Source organism: Marinospirillum sp. (assembly GCF_035271045.1).
GTDB lineage: Bacteria > Pseudomonadota > Gammaproteobacteria > Pseudomonadales > Halomonadaceae > Marinospirillum.
This window is the reverse complement of sequence record NZ_DATESC010000001.1, coordinates 92872-112256: the sequence shown is the minus strand read 5'-3', so window position 1 is coordinate 112256 and position 19385 is coordinate 92872. Positions and strand designations below refer to the sequence as shown.

Genomic DNA, 19385 nt, shown 5'->3' with positions numbered 1-19385 from the left:
TTAAAAAGGCATCTTAAAGCCAGGCGGCAAAGGCATACCGGCGGTTAACTCAGCCATTTTATCTTTACTTAGTTTTTCGACGCGACGCACCGCATCATTCACCGCTGCGGCTAATAAGTCTTCTAAAACTTCTTTTTCTTCTTGCATTAGGCTGTTATCAATTTCAACGCGACGCACATCGTGACGACCCGTCATGGTTATTTTCACCAGACCAGCACCCGACTCACCAACAGCCGTTGCATTAGCGGCCTCTTCTTGTAATTGTTGCATTTTACCTTGCATTTCTTGAGCTTGCTGCATTAGCTTGCCCATATCACCCATACCTTTAAACATTTTTCACTCCTAACAATAAATTAATGCAGGGTATTTTCCTGCATCCAAGCAGCAGGCACAATGCTTGCTTCGTCTAACCTTGCTTGAAAGATTTGTTCTAGTAATTGTATCTGCGGATGTTGTTGCAAAGACACAAGCGTAGTCGCTAATAATTGATCGCGTAATTTTTCACGACGGGTTGAAACATTGTCAAGCGGCAGCGGGTCTTTGGCTTCAAAACTTAACACAAAATCTTGTTGAAAAATTGCTTGTAACTGCTTGCTTAGAGCAACTTTTAAATCATCATTAATAAACGCCAAGGCTTGTGCAGGCGCAGCAAAAGTTAAATGATTACCTTGGCATTCTAATAAACATAAATGACGTATTTGAGTAGCTGCCCAACCGTTTAAATTAAGTTTATCAAACACCTGCAACCAATCTTCATTATTTTTTAATGCTAAAAACTGCCCCTGAATAACTGGCTCTGGCGCTATAACAGCTTGAATGGCTGGCTTAGTGGCTGGCTGAATTTCAAGGGCTTGGGGCTTTGGGGCAAGCGTGTGCTCTAATAACGGTTGCTCTAATAACGGTTGTTCGGGTAGCTCTGGAATACCCTGCGGACGAAATGCCAACATACGTAATAAGGTCATTTCTAAACCCGTTCGAGGGTCTGGCGCTAGTGGTAAATCACGGCGACCTTCAATAGCAAGCTGGTAATAAAGCTGCACTTCTTCAGCGGGTAAACTAGCCGCAAGGGTAATCAGTTCTTGCCTATCGGCTTGTTCTTGCGCTAGCGCTTCAGGCACTACTTGCGCCAAGGTTAAACGGTGCAATAAGCTGGCTAAATCTTGCAACACTGCTGCAAAATCAGGTGCTTGTTCAGCAAGCGTAGCAACAACAGCCATTAGCTGTTGTGGATTATGGCTAACTAAAGCGCGTAATAAATCTAATAAATGCTGATGATCTAACACACCCAGCATAGTAGCAACTTGGTCAGCCACTAAGTTACCCTGCCCAAAAGCAATGGCTTGGTCAGTTAAGCTAAGCGCATCCCGCATCGAACCATCGGCGGCACGGCCTAACAAAGCTAACGAAGCGTCATCAAAACCCACTTGCTCTTGCGCTAATAAAAAACGTAAGTGCTCGACCACGCGTTCTGGCGGCATACTTTTTAGCTGAAATTGTAAACAACGCGATAAGACCGTTACGGGTAATTTTTGTGGATCAGTCGTCGCTAATAAAAATTTAACATGGGGCGGCGGTTCTTCTAGCGTTTTTAACAAAGCATTAAAGCTGTGTGTTGACAGCATATGCACTTCGTCAATTAGATAAACCTTAAAACGGCCTTGACTGGGTGCGTATTGCACGTTATCTAAGAGTTCACGCGTGTCTTCAACCTTGGTACGGCTAGCAGCATCGACCTCGATTAAGTCAACAAAGCGCCCTGCATCGATGGCTTCACATATTGAACAAACACCGCAAGGTTCACTGCTGACACCTTGTTCACAATTAAGGCATTTGGCAAGAATGCGCGCCAGCGTGGTTTTACCAACCCCACGCGTGCCAGTAAATAAATAAGCATGGTGCAAGCGACCCGTGTCTAGCGCATTAATAAGCGCACGACTCACATGATCTTGCCCCACCAATTGATGAAAATTTTTTGGGCGCCATTTACGCGCCAAAACTTGATAACTCATAAGCTTGCTATCGCAACCACTGAAAGAAAAACACTGAATTTAAAATAATTGTGCAAGGATAACACGAAGCAGCAAAGGATGGATAACTGAAGCCATATGAAGTCTAAGGACTAAAATAACCCCATCCTTGGGGTTTGTTGCTTATTACTTAGCAGCCGCATCCTTAGCAATAATCGCTTTCCATTTAGCAGGGCCAAGATTATGGATAGAATCACCACGCACGTCCACAGCAACCGTTACCGGCATATCTTCTACATCAAACTCGTAGATAGCTTCCATTCCTAAATCTGCAAAAGCCAGCACTTTAGCGTGTTTAATTGCCTGAGCAACCAAGTAAGCGGCGCCGCCCACTGCCATTAAATAAACCGCCCCATTATCACGAATCGCATCAATACCTGTAGGGCCGCGTTCAGACTTACCTATCATGCCTAATAAGCCAGTTTTTTCTAAAACAGTACGAGTGAACTTATCCATACGCGTTGCCGTTGTAGGGCCGGCGGGGCCAACCACTTCGTCACGCACTGGGTCTACAGGGCCAACGTAGTAGATAAACTTGCCATTTAGATCAACGGGTAATTCTTCACCTTTTTCAATCATTTCGACCATGCGCTTATGCGCTGCATCACGGCCGGTCAACATTTTACCCGACAGTAAAACTACATCGCCGGGTTTCAGGTCTTTAACCTCTTCACGCGTTACTGTATTTAGGTTAATGCGCTTAACATCAGCGCCCGCTTCACGGGTGACTTCTGGCCAGTCTTCTAGCTTGGGTGCTTCTAAAGCCGCTGGACCAGAACCATCTAGGGTGAAATGGGTGTGGCGAGTAGCTGCACAGTTAGGAATAATCGCAACGGGTTTGTTAGCTGCGTGGGTTGGGTAGTCTTTAACTTTCACATCTAAAACAGTGGTTAAACCACCCAAACCTTGCGCACCAATACCTAGCTGGTTAATTTTGTCGAATAGCTCTAAGCGCAATTCTTCTGGGCGATTACTTGCGCCACGTTTTTGTAGGTCTTGAATATCTATCGGCTCTAATAAGGCTTCTTTTGCCAATAGCATGGCTTTTTCAGCCGTACCGCCAATACCAATACCTAACATTCCTGGTGGACACCAACCCGCACCCATTTGTGGAATTTGCTCTAACACCCAATCTACAACGCTGTCGGAAGGGTTCAACATAGCAAAGCGTGACTTGGCTTCTGAACCGCCGCCTTTGGCAGCAACGTGGACATCAACTGTATTGCCTGGCACTAATTTAACGTGAATAATGGCAGGGGTGTTGTCTTTGGTGTTAGCACGCTTGCCGTCTGGATCGGCCAACACAGAAGCACGCAGCACATTATCGGGTAATAAATAAGCACGACGCACACCTTCATTGACCATGTCTTCAACGCTCATGGTTGCATCATCCCAACGCACATTCATACCCACGGCTAAAAATACCGTAACGATGCCCGTATCTTGGCAAATAGGACGGTGGCCCATAGCGCACATACGTGAGTTAATCAGAATTTGTGCCATCGCATCTTTAGCCGCTGGCGATTCTTCACGCTCATAAGCCGCATTTAAAGACTCAATAAAATCTTTAGGGTGGTAATAAGAAATGAATTGCAGAGCATCAGCAACGCTCTGAATTAGGTCATCTTGGCGAATAGTGGTCATAAGTAAGGTCCTCGTCTTCATCTAATTTTGTTGTGGGCAAGTATAACACCGCCTTGCTATCAGACCAGCCGCCAAAGGTCGAAAAGCGTATGGAGAAAAGTTTTAGGTTATCTTTATAACCCTTGTTACTGTAAACTTGCACTTCTTGCCTGCTTATGCAGGTTATTTGTCTATTTTTTCTGTAAGTTACCGAGATTTCTCCCCACATGAGTTTTTCTACTCTGGGCCTATGCGCCCCGATTCTTGACGCTCTTAAAGAGCAGGGCTACACCAGCCCAACCCCTATTCAGTCACAAGCCATTCCTGCTATTTTAGCGGGAAAAGACGTTATGGCGGCTGCCCAAACCGGCACAGGTAAAACAGCGGGTTTTACGCTACCCATTTTAGAGCGTTTAGCCTTGGGTAAACCGGCTGGCGCTAACCAAATCCGTGCTCTAATTTTAACACCAACCCGTGAACTTGCTGCCCAAGTCGCTGAAAGTGTTGCTATTTATAGCAAAGGTTTAAAGCTTAGTTCAGCCGTGGTATTTGGTGGTGTCAAAATCAATCCACAAATGATGAAACTACGCCGTGGTGTTGATATTTTGGTCGCAACGCCTGGCCGTTTAATGGATTTATTCAATCAAAATGCCGTGAAGTTTAATCAAGTTGAAGTATTGGTATTAGATGAAGCCGACCGTATGTTGGATATGGGCTTTATTCACGACATTAAAAAGATTTTAAAAGTATTACCGCCTAAGCGCCAAAACCTGTTGTTTTCGGCGACTTTTTCTGACGATATTCGTAAACTCGCCAGAGGCTTGGTGGATAATCCGGTTGAAATTTCGGTTACGCCACAAAATGCCGCAGCGCCCAGCGTTGAGCAACGGGTCTACAAAGTAGAAAAAGCCCAAAAACCAGCACTATTAGTGCAGCTCATTAACGATCACAATTGGTTTCAAGTATTAGTATTTACTAAAACTAAGCACGGCGCGAATAAGCTTACTCAACAATTGGAAGCTTCCGGTTTTCAAGCCGCTGCGATTCATGGCAACAAAAGCCAAGGTGCTAGAACCAAAGCCTTAGCAGGCTTTAAAGAAGGTAAGCTGCAAGTTTTAGTAGCAACAGACATAGCCGCACGCGGCTTAGACATTGACCAACTACCGCAAGTGGTTAATTATGAATTGCCTAACGTTGCCGAAGACTATGTTCACCGTATTGGTCGCACAGGTCGCGCTGGTGCAACAGGTCATGCGATTTCTCTGGTATCTGACGATGAAATTAAGCTGCTAAAAGGCATTGAGCGTTTAATTAAAACCACATTAATTGTTGAAGCGCTACCACCGTTTAACAAAGTATTAGCCAAGCCAGCAGCGCGTAAGCAGTCCAATGCACAAACACCTGCCGATACTGGACAAAAACCTGCTGCCAGAAATCCTCGGACTAGAAAACCAGTAGCTAGAAAGCCAGCGGCTAAAAAACCAGCCCCTAAAACACAAAGTTAAGCGCTAATAAATAAGGGATTATTAAGCGGTAGGGATTATTGGAGCGGTTATGCACGATCGGGTCAGGCAAGAACAAGGGCAACCTCCTCGCCTTTTATTGGCAGAGGGTCATTACACCCTTTATGGCGATTGGACTACGGCTTATTTAAAACAGTGGCTTGACTTGCAACCCACACTGATTAAGCCACCATCAACCGACCTGCAACTCTTGACCGACGCTATGGACAGCAACGGTGCAATGGCATTTATTCGTATTTTTGGCGAACAGCAAAGCCATTGGCCGCAAGGTTTAACCGCCGCGCAAAAACAACTATTGCATTTAGTCCTGCAACAACGCGAAACCGATATCCCAGACATTAAAAAACCTAATTGGCTGGCTGATATTGGTTTACGTTTCACCCGCTTAGGTGGATACGCCCAACAGCTCTTAGCGTTTATTGGTCAGCTTTTTACTGCACTTTTTACACTGCTGCACAACCCACGCCGCTTTAAACTCAAACTCTTCCTTGATGTCATTCAACGTGATGGACTTCATGCCGTACCGCTCATTGCCTTATTGTCTTTTTTATTAGGCGCAGTCATTGCTTGGCAAGGGGGCTTACAGCTAAAAACCTATGGCGCAAATGTTTTTATTGTTGAATTGGTTGCCTTAACACACCTGCGTGAACTTGGCCCATTAATTACCGCCATTCTAGTGGCAGGGCGCTCAGGTTCAGCTTATGCAGCACAGCTAGCCACTATGAATATCAACCAAGAAATACTCGCCTTACGCAGCCTTGGTCAAAACCCTTTTGATTGGCTTGTATTGCCTAAACTACTGGGGTTATTAGTCGCTTTACCATTATTAACACTTTTAGCTGACATCAGCGGTTTAGTAGGTGGCAGTCTTGTGGCTCAATTACAGTTAGAAATTAACCCAACCTTGTTTTGGCAGCGTTTAAGCCAAGAAGTTAGCGTTGCACACTTTTTCATTGGTTTAATTAAAGCGCCTATTTTTGCACTGGTTATTGTAAGCGTTGGCTGTATGCAAGGTATGCTAGCCAGCGGCGGTGCCGATGCGGTTGGGGTTAGAACCACTCGCAGCGTAGTACAAGGTGTTTTTTTAGTGATTATTATTGATGCCATTTTCTCGGTTATTTTCAGTGATGTAAGTTAATACCATGCCATCAAACCGCTTTCCTATTGTGGAACTGACTAATATTACCACCCAGTTTGGTACGCAAGTTATCCACCAAAACTTAAACCTTAGTATTCAACGCGGTGAGCGCCTAGCCATCGTAGGCGGCAGTGGTACGGGTAAATCAGTATTATTAAGCGAAATCGCCCTGTTAAAAAAACCACAAGCCGGTAGCGTGGCTTTGTTTGGGCAAAACACCCAAACGATTACTAACCCTGCGTTAATTCAGCTGCGTAAAAAGATGGGCATTATGTTCCAACAAGGCGCGTTGTTTACCAGTTTAAATTTGCTAGAAAACATTATGTTGCCGCTGCGTGAACATCAGCGCTTACCAGAAAGCTTTTTAAAAGAACTGGCGATGTTAAAAATTAAACTGGTCGGCTTACCAGCCAATGCAGCAACCAAACTACCGCAAGAATTAAGTGGCGGTATGTTAAAGCGGGCTGCTGTAGCGCGTGCTTTAGCGCTAGACCCTAACTTATTACTGCTAGACGAACCCACCGCAGGACTCGACCCAGCCAGCGCCAGCGCTTTTGATGAAATGCTATTAGAGCTACACGCAACGATGGATTTAACCTTGATTTTAGTGACACATGATTTAGATTCTTTATGGCAAGTCAGCAATCAAGTGGCATTTTTGGGTGACAAACAAGTCTTGTGTAAAGCACCTATGGCAGCACTCACTGAGCACCCACATCCAGCAATTAAACACTACTTTGCCAACAGCCGTGCGGCTGGAGCACAAATGCGTGGTATAGAAGTTAAGCAAGCAGGAGTTAAGCAAGTATGAACCCCAGAATTAATTACACGCTGGTCGGTGGTTTTGTTATTGCGTTAGTTTTAGTGGGGTTATTTTTTATTGGCTGGCTAACTAAAGATAACCGCAATGCCGACCGCTTACTCTACAAAACTTATTTTTATGATTCCGTATCTGGCTTGAATGAACGCGCTGCGGTTAAGTACCGTGGTGTTCCTGTTGGTTATGTTGAAAAAATCAGTTTAATCAGTGATCCCACAGAAAGAGTGCGTTTAATGTTGCGTCTTGATAGTGATCTTTCGATTCGTTCTAGCACTTATGCAACCTTGCAATACCAAGGTATTACTGGGCTTTTATTCGTAGAATTACAAAGCACTGCACCACAAGGTGACGTGCTTTTAACCAGCGAAAAAACACCGGCAACCATTACCAGTCAAGGTTCGCGCTTGGTTGAAATGACCGAAAAAATCGACCAAGCCATCCAAAATTTTAACCAGCTTACCCATTCGCTGAATAACCTGACCCAACAACTTAGCGTATTAACCGACCAAACCGTGCAGCAGCAACTGGTTGATTTACTGGCTTCATTAGAACAATTAAGCATCACCGCTGAACAGCGCCTTAATGCTTTTGATCCAGAGGTTTATCAACAAACAGCGCGCCAGTTGCCCATTTACCTTGAACAATTACAAAACAATTTTACCAAAGAGCTGCAGCAAATGGGGCAGCAGCTGCAACATTTAAGCGAAGATACGCAAGCCAGCAGCCGTTTACTAAGCCCGTTACTGTTGCAAGCAGAAACCCTAGCAGAACAGCTACGCCTTGAAAGCAATACTTGGTTGCGTGGCAACCGAACACAACCAGCAGGCCCTAATCAATAGCGTGTAAAAAAAGCGTTTTGGAGAATTAAAATGCGTTATTTATTGTTTTTAATACTGTTGAGTAGCTTTTTACTGGGCGGCTGTGCAGGCAGTTTATTACCCGAACCCAAACCTGCACCGCAGCAGTGGTTATTAAAGCGTTTGCCCAACCCACCCACAGTGCTAACAACCAAGCAGCCTAGGCAGCCCAAAGTATTTTTAGCCATTGAACGCCCCACTGCACCCACACCATTACGCGGTCGAGAAATTTGGTACCGCAGCCAACACCAGTTATCACCGTTTGGCGAACAGGTTTGGGCAGAAAGTTTAGACCAGCAAATTCAGCAGCGCATTAGCGATTATTTTGGACAGCAATCTTGGCTAGCCACCAGCCTGCCCGACCAGCCCGGCTACCGCGCAAATTATCGACTGCGTATTACCTTACAAGAATGGTATTTAAATACGGACAACCAACAGCTTGATATTGCCGTGCAAATTAATTTACTGGATGCCAATGGCCGCAGCCTTTTGCAACAACAGTGGACAGCGCAACCCAAGGTTAGTGCATTAACGCCAGCAGCTATGTTAGATACCAGTCAGCAGTGGCTAGAAAAATGGGCGACAGAAATGGCTTTTTTATTGCAGCAGCGGCTAATAACACCTTGATAAAATACCCCTAAACTCAATCTTACTGCGTATAACTATCATTTACGAAAATTCATAAACGTGCTATTTTTATGCCAATATTTTCTACTTTGGATTAGCTGACGGCCTATGTCTGCACCGAATTTTTTACCTGATTCCTCTTTACCTAATTCTTTACCGGCTAGGTCTTATATTGCGCGTGTCTGGAGAAAACGGCCGCCTTTTTATATCCTAATCCCGTCCGTAGTGATTGCTGTTGCTATGCTAGTGCCGCTATTTTATTTGGGTTTAAGGGCTTTTCAAGCCGATCCTGCGATGTTGCAAGAATTGGTATTTCGTCCACGCAATTTAGAACTGCTCAGCAACACGCTTAAATTAACGTTTGGCGTATTAGTGATTTCTACACTCATGGCGCTGCCAACTGCTTGGCTGGTAACTCGCACCGACATTCGTTTTAAAAAAGCCATTACTTTGCTATCAATCATTCCATTAGCCGTACCCGGTTATGTGATGGCTTATGCGCTGCTGGGTTTAGGGGGGCGTTATGGTATTTTTGCCCAGTTATTTGATTGGCAATTACCGCGCATTAATGGCTATTACGGCGCTGTATTGGCCTTAGCTTTTTATACCTTTCCTTATTTATTTTTAAACCTGCGTTCGGCGCTGCTTGGCCTTGACCGCAGTTTAGAAGAAAGCGCTCAATCCTTGGGTTATACGCCAAAACAAATCTTTTTTAAAGTGCTGCTACCTCATTTAGCGCCTGCGTTAATGGCGGGTTGGTTGGTCATTGGTTTATACGTGATGGGTGATTTTGGTGCGGTGGCATTAATGCGCTACGATGCTTTTAGCTATGCTATTTTCACCCAATATTCAGGGGCTTTTGATCGGGTTTACGCGGCTTGGCTATCGTTGATGCTGTTAGCTTTAGCGGGTAGCTTTGTGCTGATGGAAACCTTGGTAAAACGTAAGCGCCTTGCCAGTGTTGGCAGCGGCATTGCTCGCTCTAAATCAGAGGCAAAGCTTGGTTGGAAAGCCATTCCTGCTTGGAGTTATTTAGTGCTAGTGTTTTTATGTTCTTCTGGCTTACCGATTATGATTTTGGCTTATTGGTTGATTTTAGCACCGCCTGATTTAAGTTTCTTTTTAGACGTACCCAGCACCTTTATGCGTTCGGCGCTGGCGGCCTTTCCTGCTGCTATTATGGCTGCTGGCTTTGCTATCCCCGTTACCTACTTATTAGTGCGCTACCCTTCACGCATCTCTACCGCCATTGAACGCTCTACTTACATAGGCTATGCACTGCCGCCTTTAACCTTGGCTTTGGCGATGGTGTTCTTTTCATTAAATACGGCATTTTTTCTTTACCAAACCTTAGCGCTGCTTATTTTTACTTGGGCGCTGGCAAGCCTTGCCTTGGCAATGGGGCCGATTCGTAGTGCGTTGTTGCAAACACGCGCGAATCAAGAAGAAGCGTCTTTTTCTTTAGGCCACAGCACCGTCACTACTTTTTGGCAGGTCGTTTTTCCGCGCTTAAACCGTGGTATTTTAGCGGCAATCACCCTTGTTTTTCTTTTTTGCATGAAAGAGCTACCCATTACTTTTTTACTAGCGCCCACCGGCTACACCACCCTTGCAGTCACGGTATTTAGCCGTACTTCAGAAGGACTAATGGCCGAAGCAGCACCTTTTGCGGCGGCTATCGTTATCTTTTCCAGCCTCTCGGTAGGCATGGTGCTCAATCGTGAGAGCAAAAAATAAATGAACAAAATAAAGCACAGTCAGCCTTTAATGCGCGTTGAAGGTTTAAGTAAGCGCTATAATGAAGCCGATGCGTTAGCGGTCAATCACATTAACTTTGAACTGGCGGCTGGCGAAATTTTGGCTTTGCTAGGCCCTAGCGGTTGCGGTAAAACCACCACCCTTAGAATGCTGGCTGGGTTTGAACAACCCAATGCAGGACGTATTTATTTACATGAGCAAGACGTAACTGACTTGCCGCCACAAAAGCGCAACATTGGCATTGTTTTTCAAGATTACGCATTATTTCCACACATGACCTTGCTGCGTAATGTCACCTTTGCCATGCGCCATGTGCCTAAAGAAGCGCTAACCGACAAGGCAATGGAATGGCTAAAGTTGGTTGGCCTAACGGACTATGCTAAGCGTTATCCGCATGAACTTTCAGGTGGACAGCAGCAGCGTGTAGCCCTAGCAAGAACTTTAGCAGCAGAACCTAAGTTAGTGCTATTAGATGAACCTTTTTCTAACTTAGATGCTGCTTTGCGAGAAACTACCCGCAAAGAAATGCGCGAGCTGTTTAAACAAGCCGGAACTTCCGTTATTTTAGTCACCCACGACCAAGCCGAAGCCATGACGTTTGCCGATAAAGTGGGCGTAATGCAACAGGGGCAATTGGTTCAACTCGATACGCCGCAACAGGTTTATCAAAATCCAGCCAATGCCTTTGTCGCAAAATTTTTAGGGCATACCAATTTGTTGTTAGGGCAAGCGCAGGGTTATTTAGCACAAACGCCTTTAGGTTCAATTAACCTTAACAACCCACATGAAGGTGAAGTGCATTTATCGCTGCGGCCAGAAAACCTTGCATTAACGCCTTGTGATGATCCACAAGCCGCCAAAGTGGTTGACCGTCAGTTCCGTGGTCACGACTATTTATATTTATTAGAGCAAGATGGCCTGCAATACTGCGCCATTACACCAAGCTATAATTACTTTGAACTTAATAGCCGTGTGGCACTTAAAAGCACGCACTGTGCTTCTATTCTGCCAGATTAGCTTCTAAGCATTGAATGCGGGCTAGCAATTGCTTATGTGCTGTGGCCTGCCAAACATGAAAAGGATTTTGCCAAGTGTCGCACAAAGCATCAAAAAACTGCTGGGCGCGGCCGGTTAATGCATCAGCAAACAATAACTTTAGTGTTAAACGGTGTACATTTAGCTCAAAGGCATCCGTTGCGCCAGGCTTGCCGGTTAGATTATCTGCGCTAATATTAAAAGGTCGCCCCACCGCCCAAGTAAAGCATTGCTCGTAAGCTTGTGGACGCACTTCAACCTGCTCAAAAGCCCGCTGCTGTAAGGCATTACGCCCATCAGGAACATACCAATAGCCAAAATCTTCTAACAAGCGGCGCTTTGCACCCGCCACACACCAATGAGCGGTTTCATGTAAACCACTAGAAAAGAAGCCCCGTGCAAAAACCACTTGGTTATCCGTGCCTGTTACACTAGCAGGCAAATAAACAGGCTCATCGCCACCACGCACTAAACGGGTTTTATGGGCGTTATAAAAAACTTTTTTAAACACACTGATTAGCTGTTCACACGACTGATATTCAGATTCAAGCACTTGGTATTCAGATTCAAGCATAGTATTTAAACTCAAAGATGGTATATAGAATGTCTCTGGCACTATTTAAGCACTACAACAAACCTTTACTGCTGCTGGCTTTACCTTTATTAGGCGCACACTTAGCACAAACGGGCATGAGCGTTGCCGATACAATTATGGCAGGGCGATTAAGCGCCGTCGATTTGGCCGCTGTTGCCGTGGGCACCAGTGTTTTTATGCCGCTGCTACTGTTGTTATTTGGCACGTTAATGGCAACCACGCCTTTAGTGGCTCAAGCAAACGGCGCGGGTAATACACAAACTTTGGCACGAACTATTCAGCAATCGGGCTGGACTTCATTATTAATTATTTTACCCATTGCTTTTGTACTTTATAACGCCCGAACCATTTTTGATTTTATGTCGGTAACGCCTGAAGTAGCAACATTGGGCGCTAACTACCTTAAAGCCATTGCTTGGGGTTTACCTGCGGTGGCAGTGTTTCAAGTACTGCGTTGTATGTGTGAAGGATTAAACCATGCGCGCCCTGTACTGCTGATTAGTGTTGCAGGGCTACTGCTGAACGTTCCGGCGAACTACGTTTTAATTTATGGGGAATTTGGCTTCCCTAAACTGGGTGCGGTAGGTTGTGGTTATGCAACAGCGCTCAGTTTTTGGTTTATGGCAGTGCTATTGGCGCTGTACATTCATTTTGAAAAACGCTATCGCAACTTTGCTATTTTTGGCATTTTTCATGCACCCAGTTTAAAAGAAATTGCTGCCACTTTATGGCTAGGTTTACCGATTGGCTTGTCGATTTTTGTAGAAGCTTCATTGTTTACTGTTATCACTTTATTTATTGGCGAAATGGGGCGGTTTACGGTGGCAGGGCATCAGGTCGCCCTTAACTTTACGGGCTTATTATTTATGGTGCCATTAAGCCTTGGGTTAGCGCTTACCGTTAAAGTAGGCCACGCTATTGGTGCTAAACGCCCAACGGAAGCACGTCAAATTGCCTTTTATGGCATTGGCTTATCTTTTTTAGTCGCCCTTGCGTCATCACTATTTATGTTGTTGGTCGCCGACTGGGTGGTCAAACTCTATTCACCTAATCCACAAGTACAACTGCTGGCAGCCAGCCTTATTCAACTGGCTGTTTGGTATCAAATTTCTGATGCTATTCAAATTAATGCCGCCGGTGCTTTACGGGGTTATAAAGACACGCGCATTATTATGCTAATTACGTTATTTTCTTATTGGTTGATTGGTTTAGGTGGCGGCTGGTGGTTAGCCATGACCGACAACCTTTGGGGCGCACAAGGCGTTTATGGTTTTTGGTATGGGTTAATTGCAGGTTTAACGGTTGCCTCTAGCCTATTAATGTGGCGCTTAAACAGCACCAGCCGTGTGCGGATTTAATTAACAATAGGAGCTTTACTGTGCGCTTAATTAATTATAAAAATCTATTCTATAAACAACTATTAATAAGTTTAGTCACCGTGCTATTCAGTACCACTTTACAAGCCCAAAACTGGGCACCTACGCCGCATTTAGAAGTGCAGGGTGAAGCACGGCTAAGTTTAGATGCTGACAAGGTTGATATTCATGCCAGTTTCACGGCTGAACACCAAGATTCGCAGTTAGCCATTCAAGACCTAGAGCAAGATTTTAAACTGCTATTGCGTGAACTAAGCCGCCAAGTGCCTAAAGGTGCACGGTTAGAAGCAGGGCAAATCAATATTTCACCCCGACGTACACAACAGGGCAACACTTGGCAAATTACGGGCTATACCGCTAGCCGTGATTTAAAACTGATTGATTTGCCCGTTACTGAAGCAGGCAAATGGGTAGAAAAAATCGCTGCAGGCAAACCCAATCAGTTAGGTCCTTTGCAATACCACAGCAGCCAAACCAGCCAAAGCCGTAACCCAGCCTTAAAAGCCGCATTAAAAGATGCCCAAAACAAGGCCGAGCTAATGGCTACTAGCCTAGGGCATAAATTAGGGCGTGCTTTACAGGTGCAAGAAATCAGCAGCCCAAGGGTTGCTGCACAAAAAATGTTGATGGCCGCCGATATGGTTAACGAATCTTCTGGGCTTGAATTAGCACCCGGCAAGGTTGAAGCCACAGCCCGTGTTAACGTTGTTTTTGAACTTCTAAATTAAGCGCTTTCTAGGTTTACCTTCAACAGGGCAACCGCTAGAATACTGTATAAACACCTAGTGCTGGTTAGCCAGCCACCTATTTTTAGCCGTATTTAATTTAATAGTATTCAGTCAAATAGAGGTTGCCATGTTAAAACTCACTAAACGCCAGCAACAAGTATTAGACATTGTAAAAGATTGTATGCGCGATCAGGGTATGCCGCCGACGCGTGCTGAAATTGCAAAAATCATGGGTTTTAAATCAGCTAATGCGTCTGAAGAACACCTTAAAGCCCTCGCCAAAAAAGGTGCGATTGAAATTCTTGCCGGTACTTCGCGTGGTATTCGTGTTGTTCAGCACGAACAAGAAGGCATTCCGGTACTGGGACAAGTAGCAGCAGGCAGCCCTATTCTTGCCACAGAAAATATTGCTTTTCACCTTGATATAAACCCGCGTGCCTTTCGTAAAAAAGCTGATTATTTGCTTAAAGTACGCGGTTTAAGCATGAAAAACATTGGCATCATGGAAGGCGATTTATTAGCCGTACACCGTACTAACGACATTCCACGCAACGGTCAGCTAGTGGTCGCCAGAATTCACGATGAAGTGACCGTTAAGCGCTTTAAAAAAGAAGGGCATTTTGTTTGGTTACTGCCTGAAAATGATGATTTCGAACCCATAAAAGTAGACCTGCGAGAAGAAACCTTAGAAATTGAAGGCATAGCTGTAGGCTTAATTCGTGATGATCTAAACGCGACCTTTCACTAATAAAAGCCTACTCATGCCTTCTTAATCGTCTTTTAATACCCTAATAACCGTTTACGTAAGGGCTGTAGCATTAACAGCGAAAGTACAAATAATGCCAGCCATTCCAACCATTCTGGCAGTAGCTCTAGTGCTTGATTAGCTTGAATGGTTGGGTTGATTCCAAAAGTTTGCAACCCAACATTTAATAACCAGCCCAATAATACGCTACTGCACAAAATACCGATTAAATACATGACCAGTGCACGGCTACCAAACTCGCGACGAAAAATCCCTAAGGTAGCTAAACTGGTGATTGGTCCAGCGAGCAAAAATACCAGTGCCATGCCAGGTGACATTCCAGCCAGCAATAATCCGGCAGCAATTGGTGTGGCGGCAGTGGCACAGATATAAAGTGGAATGCCGACTATAGCCATTAGCACCAAGGGCCAAAAAGCACCCGACAAACCACTAAGAACGTCTGGTGGTAATAATGTAATTAGTAGCCCTGCTAATAAAAGCCCGACAACAACCCAGCGGCTAATATCATCCAATATGTCTGCAAAAGCATATTTTAAACCTTGCTTTAAACGGGTTTTGTGGCTGATCTCTTGTATTGGAAGTTCTTGTATTGGAGCGACAGAATGACTGGTTTCAGTTTTGCTACCACAACAACGACTGGCGCAAGCGGTTTCTGTCGAACGGGTATCAACCGAAACCTCCTTATTCGCTTGCTCAGACCGATCAGTGGTCGCAACCAGTAGGCCAGTGGTGATAGCCGTAAAAATAGCTCCTGCCACCCTTGCTACCGCCATTAAAGGCCCCAACAATATACTAGTCAGCAAAATCGAATCAATCCCCACACCCGGCGTACCAATCAAAAAAGCGGTGGATGGGCCACGTCCTGCGCCACCTCGATACAAAGCCAAAGCGGTAGGAATAGCACCGCAAGAGCAAATGGGCAAAGGCATACCAATAATGGCAGCACGACTGATACTGCCGACACCTCGTCCCCCTATCCAGCGCTGTATCATACTCTCAGGCATATAAGCTTTAATTAGCCCTGCCAGCAACAAACCCAGTAACAACCAAGGCGCAGCACTCAGTGCAACACTAAGAATACTTATAATCCAATTCATTTGTTTTCCTCACCTCAGACCTGTATTTAACAATCAATAAGGTTTAGGCTAAACCCTGTAATCGTTACAGGGTCAAGCAAATGCGTAATTTTTTTCGAATTGGTGAAGTAGCGACCCTAACGGGCTGCTCAGTTGAAAGCATTCGTCATTATGAGAAACAGGGTTTATTGCCAAAAGTCCAACGCAGTGAACAAGGTTATCGTTTTTACAGCTCTCAGGCGGTTGAACGTATCGGTTTTATTCGTCATGGCCGAGCATTGGGATTGGATTTAAACACGATTCAGGAATTGCTGAATTTGTCTGACAATCCCGATGCCGATTGTGCAGCAGCAGATGCTATAGCCAGTCGACATCTGATGGCATTAGAACAGCGCATTCAATCGTTGCAAGCACTGGCAGATGAACTACGGCAGCTCGTTCAGCAGTGTCGCGGCGGGAGCACAGCAGAGTGCCAGATTATTCAAGCTTTACATCAGCAGCAATAAGTAAAGCCCCGCTGGAGAGCGGGGCATTTAGCTTACTTCTTTTTAACTACTGCTTTAGGTTTTGCAGCTGCTTTAGGTTTAGTAACAACTTTAGGTTTAGCCGTAGCTTTGGGCTTATCTTCAATTATCCATTTAGAGCCGTTATAGAAAGCTTTAAAGCCTGTGGCTTTGCCGTCTTTTTCTGCCTGTACATACTGTTCTTTGGTTTTACGTGAATAACGAATCACAGTTGGATTACCTTCCGTATCGTATTCAGGCGCATCTAACAAATAATGGTGCTTAGGATCTATCTCTGCTTTATGTGGTTTTATTTCATTGACTAGCGGTGGGCGTGTTTCGCGCATTTTAGGAAACTGGCTAGCTGCCAAAAACATACCACTAGCACCATCACGCAACACATAATGGTCATCGACCTTTAAGCATTTAAGCTCTGGCATAGAAACAGGATCCATCTTAGGCGGCGCAGCTTCACCACTGCGTAACAGCTTGCGGGTATTTTTACACTCACTGTTAGTGCAACCAAAATATTTACCAAAACGGCCCGTTTTTAGCTGCATTTCGCTACCACATTTATCGCACTCAAGCACTGGGCCTTCATAACCTTTTAAGCGAAAAGCACCTTCTTCAACCTGATAACCTGTGCAATCTGGGCTATTACCACAAACGTGCAGCTTACGCTTTTCGTCAATAATAAAGCTTTCCATTGCTGTACCGCATTTTTGGCAGCGGCGCTTGGCACGTAACGCATTGGTTTCTGCTTGCTCATCATCATCGGCGGCAACAAATTCATCAGCAGACACAAGATTGATGGTGGTTTTGCAGCGCTCTTTAGGTGGCAAAGCATAGCCAGAACAACCTAAAAAAGTACCCGTTGAAGCAATGCGAATTTGCATGTGACGACCACAGGTTGGGCAAATTAAATCAGTGTCTACGGGCTGATTAGGACGCATACCCTGCGTTGTATCTTGCGCTTTTTCTAACTGCTTTTTAAAGCCTGCATAAAACTTATCCAGCAACGAAACCCACCTTTCACTACCTGCTGCTACCGCATCTAAAGAGTCTTCCATGCGGGCGGTAAAGCTGTAATCTAACAAGTCGTCAAAGGATTCAACCAAGCGATCCGTAACAATGTCGCCCATTTTTTCAGCATAAAAACGGCGATTTTCAACCTTGGCATAGCCTCGGTCTTGAATCGTAGAAATAATCGCTGCATAGGTTGAAGGACGGCCAATGCCTTGCTTTTCTAATTCTTTAACCAAAGCCGCTTCGGTAAAACGGGCCGGTGGTTTAGTAAAGTGCTGGCGTGGGTCTAGGCTTTGTAAATCTAAAGTTTCACCCACTTTTAGATCAGGCAATACTTGGTCTTCACCTTGCTTGCCGCCTACGGGTTGAATGCGCGTAAAACCATCAAACTGCAACACACGGCCTTTAGCTCTTAACTCATAATCAGCAGCATTAACGGTCAATGTAGTCGACAAATAACGCGCTGGGGGCATTTGGCACGCCACAAATTGGCGCCAAATTAATTCGTATAAACGCTGAGCATCCCGCTCAACATTAGAACCCAAGTCTTTACCTTGCACTTTAACGCTAGAAGGACGAATCGCTTCATGCGCTTCTTGTGCGCCTTCTTTACTGGAATAAATCAATGCATCTTCAGGCAAATACTGCTGACCTAACTCTTTCATTATCCAATCACGGCAATCTGCAACAGCATCTTGTGAAAGGTTGGTTGAGTCGGTACGCATATAGGTAATATGCCCTGCTTCATACAAACGCTGCGCCAAGATCATGGTTTTTTTAACCGAAAAACCTAAACGTGTGCTGGCGGCTTGTTGCAAAGTAGAGGTGATAAACGGTGCAGAAGGACGACTGCTGGTGGGCTTGTCTTCTCGGCTAGCGACTTTATAAATTGCTGGCTGTAATTCTGCTAAAGCAGCATCGGTTTCTGCTTTACTGTTGGGGCGAAAAGCTTTGCCGGCTTGTTTAGCAACATCGCAAGCCAACGCAATGGCGTTTTCGTTTAACAGGTGCGCGGTAACATCCCAATATTCTTCGGGTACAAAAGCACGAATTTCGCGTTCGCGTTCAACAATAATACGCACCGCAACCGATTGCACACGCCCAGCCGATAGGCCTCGCGCCACTTTAGCCCACAGCAGCGGTGAAACCATATAGCCGACCACACGATCTAAAAAGCGCCTGGCTTGTTGGGCATGAACGCGATTCATATCCAACATACTGGGCGATTCAAAGGCTTGGGTAATGGCTTTTTTAGTGATTTCGTTAAACACTACACGGCGATAGCGCGAATCATCACCGCCCAAAGTTTCGCGTAGGTGCCAAGCAATGGCTTCCCCCTCGCGGTCTAAATCCGTGGCTAGATAAATCATGTCAGCATTTTTAGCTAACTTTTTTAATTCATCGACTACTTTTTCTTTGCCGGGTAGAATTTCATAATGCGCCGACCAGCCATCTTCAGGGTTTACACCCATACGGTTAAAAAGCTGCTGTTGCGCTTTATGCTTTTTTTCTTCCGCAGTAATACCTTTATTGCTAGTGCGTGCAGCCGTTGTTTTGCCGCTGCCACTAACCGGTAAATCACGAATATGGCCAACACTGGACTTAACAATAAATTCACTGCCCAGGTATTTGTTAATAGTTTTAGCTTTGGCCGGTGACTCGACGATGACCAGTGATTTGCCCATTTCGCTTTATATCCCATTGACTTATAAAGAAAAGCTTAAATTAACCTAATAAAGGCTGACTACAGTAACCTAGAGCGGGATAGGTTTCCAGCCTGCTTAGGTAAAAGGCTCAGCCGATGCGTGTAAAAGTGAGTGAAATCTTGTGCTAGGCTGCTGGAATTAAATGCCTACCAATGGTAAAACTGGCTAAAATGCTAATTCTTGATTTTAAACAGTCTTTAT

17 protein-coding genes are annotated in these 19385 nt (G+C 45.0%); 11 read left to right on the top strand and 6 right to left on the bottom strand.

Translation table 11 applies throughout. The features are described from left to right. From VJY63_RS00485 to VJY63_RS00475, 3 genes are all read right to left on the bottom strand, one after another. The gene (locus tag VJY63_RS00485; protein WP_324047567.1) at positions 1-333 is read right to left on the bottom strand and encodes a YbaB/EbfC family nucleoid-associated protein; all 333 of its coding nucleotides are present in this window, start codon (positions 331-333) and stop codon (positions 1-3) included. Positions 334-353: 20 nt separating this feature from the next. Further along, complete coding sequence (dnaX, locus tag VJY63_RS00480) at positions 354-2009, bottom strand: DNA polymerase III subunit gamma/tau (protein WP_324047565.1); 1656 nt, start codon at positions 2007-2009, stop codon at positions 354-356. Between the two features lie 144 nt (positions 2010-2153). Then, positions 2154-3671, bottom strand: coding sequence for a fumarate hydratase (locus tag VJY63_RS00475; RefSeq protein WP_324047564.1), 1518 nt, complete (start codon positions 3669-3671; stop codon positions 2154-2156). A 206-nt stretch (positions 3672-3877) separates the two neighbouring features. Between VJY63_RS00475 and VJY63_RS00470 the strand changes: the two genes are divergently transcribed. From VJY63_RS00470 to VJY63_RS00440, 7 genes are all read left to right on the top strand, one after another. Then, positions 3878-5155, top strand: a complete 1278-nt coding sequence (locus VJY63_RS00470) for a DEAD/DEAH box helicase (protein ID WP_324047562.1) — start codon at positions 3878-3880, stop codon at positions 5153-5155. Positions 5156-5204: 49 nt separating this feature from the next. Then, positions 5205-6311: an ABC transporter permease gene (locus tag VJY63_RS00465; protein ID WP_324047560.1), complete on the top strand. Its 1107-nt coding sequence runs from the start codon at positions 5205-5207 to the stop codon at positions 6309-6311. A 4-nt stretch (positions 6312-6315) separates the two neighbouring features. Then, on the top strand, positions 6316-7122 hold the full coding sequence (locus VJY63_RS00460) for an ABC transporter ATP-binding protein (protein WP_324047559.1): 807 nt from the start codon (positions 6316-6318) through the stop codon (positions 7120-7122). Beyond that, a complete protein-coding gene (locus tag VJY63_RS00455) occupies positions 7119-7970 on the top strand; it encodes an MlaD family protein (protein WP_324047557.1) in 852 nt (283 codons plus the stop codon). Before VJY63_RS00460 ends, VJY63_RS00455 begins: the two co-directional genes overlap by 4 nt. A gap of 30 nt (positions 7971-8000) precedes the next feature. Continuing rightward, entirely contained in the window at positions 8001-8615 is a 615-nt protein-coding gene (locus VJY63_RS00450) for an ABC-type transport auxiliary lipoprotein family protein (protein WP_324047555.1), read from the top strand. A 108-nt stretch (positions 8616-8723) separates the two neighbouring features. After that, on the top strand, positions 8724-10352 hold the full coding sequence (locus VJY63_RS00445; protein ID WP_324047553.1) for an iron ABC transporter permease: 1629 nt from the start codon (positions 8724-8726) through the stop codon (positions 10350-10352). Continuing rightward, positions 10353-11390, top strand: coding sequence for an ABC transporter ATP-binding protein (locus VJY63_RS00440; protein ID WP_324047551.1), 1038 nt, complete (start codon positions 10353-10355; stop codon positions 11388-11390). Here the strand turns inward: VJY63_RS00440 and VJY63_RS00435 are convergent. Next, positions 11374-11982, bottom strand: a complete 609-nt coding sequence (locus tag VJY63_RS00435) for an elongation factor P hydroxylase (RefSeq protein WP_324047549.1) — start codon at positions 11980-11982, stop codon at positions 11374-11376. The two genes, VJY63_RS00440 and VJY63_RS00435, sit on opposite strands and share 17 nt — an antisense overlap. 29 nt (positions 11983-12011) lie before the next feature. On the opposite strand from VJY63_RS00435, the gene VJY63_RS00430 reads away from it, so the two are divergent. The 3 genes from VJY63_RS00430 (at position 12012) to lexA (ending at position 14855) form a co-directional block, all read left to right on the top strand. Continuing rightward, positions 12012-13361 (top strand): MATE family efflux transporter, encoded by a 1350-nt coding sequence (locus VJY63_RS00430; protein WP_324047547.1) that lies wholly within the window; start codon positions 12012-12014, stop codon positions 13359-13361. A gap of 20 nt (positions 13362-13381) precedes the next feature. Beyond that, the gene (locus VJY63_RS00425) at positions 13382-14107 is read left to right on the top strand and encodes an SIMPL domain-containing protein (RefSeq protein ID WP_324047545.1); all 726 of its coding nucleotides are present in this window, start codon (positions 13382-13384) and stop codon (positions 14105-14107) included. Between the two features lie 127 nt (positions 14108-14234). Then, complete coding sequence (lexA, locus tag VJY63_RS00420) at positions 14235-14855, top strand: transcriptional repressor LexA (protein WP_324047543.1); 621 nt, start codon at positions 14235-14237, stop codon at positions 14853-14855. Positions 14856-14887: 32 nt separating this feature from the next. Here the strand turns inward: lexA and VJY63_RS00415 are convergent, their stop codons facing one another. Then, positions 14888-15970, bottom strand: a complete 1083-nt coding sequence (locus tag VJY63_RS00415) for an SO_0444 family Cu/Zn efflux transporter (RefSeq protein ID WP_324047541.1) — start codon at positions 15968-15970, stop codon at positions 14888-14890. An 80-nt stretch (positions 15971-16050) separates the two neighbouring features. Here VJY63_RS00415 and VJY63_RS00410 point away from each other — a divergent pair, with 80 nt between their 5' ends. Continuing rightward, entirely contained in the window at positions 16051-16455 is a 405-nt protein-coding gene (locus VJY63_RS00410; protein WP_324047539.1) for a MerR family DNA-binding protein, read from the top strand. A 32-nt stretch (positions 16456-16487) separates the two neighbouring features. Here the strand turns inward: VJY63_RS00410 and topA are convergent, their stop codons facing one another. After that, positions 16488-19163 carry a type I DNA topoisomerase gene (gene topA, locus VJY63_RS00405; protein WP_324047537.1) on the bottom strand — a complete coding sequence of 892 codons (2676 nt, stop codon included), beginning with the start codon at positions 19161-19163 and terminating at the stop codon, positions 16488-16490. Between the last annotated feature and the right edge of the window lie 222 nt (positions 19164-19385).

Coding starts and splice junctions, on each gene's coding strand:
- VJY63_RS00485 (WP_324047567.1), bottom strand. CDS start 333: ATGTTTAAAGGTATGGGTGATATGGGCAAGCTAATGCAGCAAGCTCAA.
- dnaX (WP_324047565.1), bottom strand. CDS start 2,009: ATGAGTTATCAAGTTTTGGCGCGTAAATGGCGCCCAAAAAATTTTCAT.
- VJY63_RS00475 (WP_324047564.1), bottom strand. CDS start 3,671: ATGACCACTATTCGCCAAGATGACCTAATTCAGAGCGTTGCTGATGCT.
- VJY63_RS00470 (WP_324047562.1), top strand. CDS start 3,878: ATGAGTTTTTCTACTCTGGGCCTATGCGCCCCGATTCTTGACGCTCTT.
- VJY63_RS00465 (WP_324047560.1), top strand. CDS start 5,205: ATGCACGATCGGGTCAGGCAAGAACAAGGGCAACCTCCTCGCCTTTTA.
- VJY63_RS00460 (WP_324047559.1), top strand. CDS start 6,316: ATGCCATCAAACCGCTTTCCTATTGTGGAACTGACTAATATTACCACC.
- VJY63_RS00455 (WP_324047557.1), top strand. CDS start 7,119: ATGAACCCCAGAATTAATTACACGCTGGTCGGTGGTTTTGTTATTGCG.
- VJY63_RS00450 (WP_324047555.1), top strand. CDS start 8,001: ATGCGTTATTTATTGTTTTTAATACTGTTGAGTAGCTTTTTACTGGGC.
- VJY63_RS00445 (WP_324047553.1), top strand. CDS start 8,724: ATGTCTGCACCGAATTTTTTACCTGATTCCTCTTTACCTAATTCTTTA.
- VJY63_RS00440 (WP_324047551.1), top strand. CDS start 10,353: ATGAACAAAATAAAGCACAGTCAGCCTTTAATGCGCGTTGAAGGTTTA.
- VJY63_RS00435 (WP_324047549.1), bottom strand. CDS start 11,982: ATGCTTGAATCTGAATACCAAGTGCTTGAATCTGAATATCAGTCGTGT.
- VJY63_RS00430 (WP_324047547.1), top strand. CDS start 12,012: ATGTCTCTGGCACTATTTAAGCACTACAACAAACCTTTACTGCTGCTG.
- lexA (WP_324047543.1), top strand. CDS start 14,235: ATGTTAAAACTCACTAAACGCCAGCAACAAGTATTAGACATTGTAAAA.
- VJY63_RS00415 (WP_324047541.1), bottom strand. CDS start 15,970: ATGAATTGGATTATAAGTATTCTTAGTGTTGCACTGAGTGCTGCGCCT.
- VJY63_RS00410 (WP_324047539.1), top strand. CDS start 16,051: ATGCGTAATTTTTTTCGAATTGGTGAAGTAGCGACCCTAACGGGCTGC.
- topA (WP_324047537.1), bottom strand. CDS start 19,163: ATGGGCAAATCACTGGTCATCGTCGAGTCACCGGCCAAAGCTAAAACT.